Origin of the sequence: Paraburkholderia diazotrophica, from assembly GCF_900108945.1 — a bacterium.
Classification (GTDB): Bacteria; Pseudomonadota; Gammaproteobacteria; order Burkholderiales; family Burkholderiaceae; genus Paraburkholderia; species Paraburkholderia diazotrophica.
Window position 1 is genome coordinate 1 of the sequence record NZ_FNYE01000107.1, and the last position, 1,462, is coordinate 1,462.

Consider the following 1,462-nt stretch of genomic DNA (forward strand, 5'->3'; position numbering starts at 1 on the left):
TTAGATTGCGGCGAGTGCAGCGCATGCACGGGGGAGAGATGCATTTGCTAACGGACAACGCCGCGTATCAATCTGAAATCATCAGCGCCGATCAGGTCGACGCCGTTGAATTCATCGGGTATTGCTTCGCGATCTTGAGGAATTTGCGCTAGTGCGCTTGCGTGCGGGCGCGGGCTTCTCGGCTTCTTTCTTCTCAGCTCGTTTGAGTGAGTTGTAGAGCGTCGGTTTGCTAACGCCGTAGCGCTTCGCGATGCTCGCCATCGAGATATCAGGGCTTTTCATCAGCACGCGTATTTCCTTGATCGCGGCATCGTCGAGGGCAGGGGGGCGGCCGCCATTGCGACCGCGTGCGCGAGCCGCTTTAAGGCCGGCGAGCGTGTTTTCGCTTATCACGTCGCGCTGATACTGAGCCATTGCCGCAATGAAACCGAAAAACATGCGGCCTTGCGCGGTGCTCGTGTCGATCTTTTCCGACAGGCTTTCGAACGCGACGCCACGGCCGGCCAGCTCGTCGACTATCTGCACGAGGTCGACGAGCGAGCGGCCGAGGCGATCGAGCCGCCAAACGATCAGCGTGTCGCCCTTGCGTAACGCTCGCATCATGTTCGCCAGCTCGGGCCGGCCGGCCTTCGACTTTCCGCTCGCCTTTTCTTCGTACACCTGCACGCAACCAGCTCGCGCGAGCGCGTCGTGTTGCAGCTCTAGGTTTTGATCGACCGTCGACACGCGCGCATAGCCGATGCGCATGCCGCCGCTCACGATATCGAGTGTTCCCTTGTCGGCCGGATCACGCATGTTCAATGCCTCGCAGATATGCGCCGAGCTGCGCGCGTTGGTAGCCGATGCCGCCGGCGGTTTGCTCGATCGTCACATCGCGATCGAGCAAGCCGAGTTCGATGCGCCGCTCGATCGCCGCGCGCATCACGCGCCGGTATGTCTTGCCGCCGGCGAGCAGTATCGAGCGCACGCCGGCCGGCCATTCGAGCGCGTCGAAATCGGGCAGCTCGGCGAGCATTTCATCGGCTCGCGCCTCGCTCATGCGTTGCTCGTATGGCTCGATCACGCGAGCGGCTTCGATGAAACCGTGCTTTGCCGACAGGATGACAACGGCCGGCCGGGTCGCCGGTGCGTTCGCGCGAAACGTCGAATACATCACGCCTTGATAGAGGTCGAGAGCCGGCGCGGCCGTCGAGGCCTTCGTCGCCGAGCACGCCATGATGACGAGGTGTTTTTGCATGGTCGCCTGTAGTGGTTAAAAAACCCGTCGAGCGGGCGTTTTTGTTACTTTGATTATTTTACGAGGTTTCTTTACGGTGTGGGCGGAAAAAAGGGGCGCAGCGCGCCCCAAAGCCGAACAGGAAAGAAAACGGTCGTTTATTTGCCGCCCTTGCGGAAATGCGAGCGGTGCCGGTCGCTCGTCGGATCGTCGCGCGTCTCAAGTTCGAGGTCGCACGTATAGCCG

The 1,462-nt window shown here is 61.0% G+C and carries 2 protein-coding genes; both read right to left on the reverse strand.

Features of this window, described 5'->3' with window-relative positions; translation table 11 throughout:
• Positions 1-111: 111 nt before the first annotated feature.
• Complete coding sequence (locus BMW76_RS40050) at positions 112-747, reverse strand: recombinase family protein (RefSeq protein WP_218162594.1); 636 nt, start codon at positions 745-747, stop codon at positions 112-114.
• A 40-nt stretch (positions 748-787) separates the two neighbouring features.
• Entirely contained in the window at positions 788-1,237 is a 450-nt protein-coding gene (locus tag BMW76_RS40055; RefSeq protein ID WP_245763588.1) for a DUF6884 domain-containing protein, read from the reverse strand.
• Positions 1,238-1,462: the final 225 nt, after the last annotated feature.

What these genes read in the sequence shown, in the direction of transcription:
- BMW76_RS40055 (WP_245763588.1), bottom strand. Translation starts at nt 1,237, where the DNA reads ATGCAAAAACACCTCGTCATCATGGCGTGCTCGGCGACGAAGGCCTCG.
- BMW76_RS40050 (WP_218162594.1), bottom strand. Translation starts at nt 747, where the DNA reads ATGCGCATCGGCTATGCGCGCGTGTCGACGGTCGATCAAAACCTAGAG.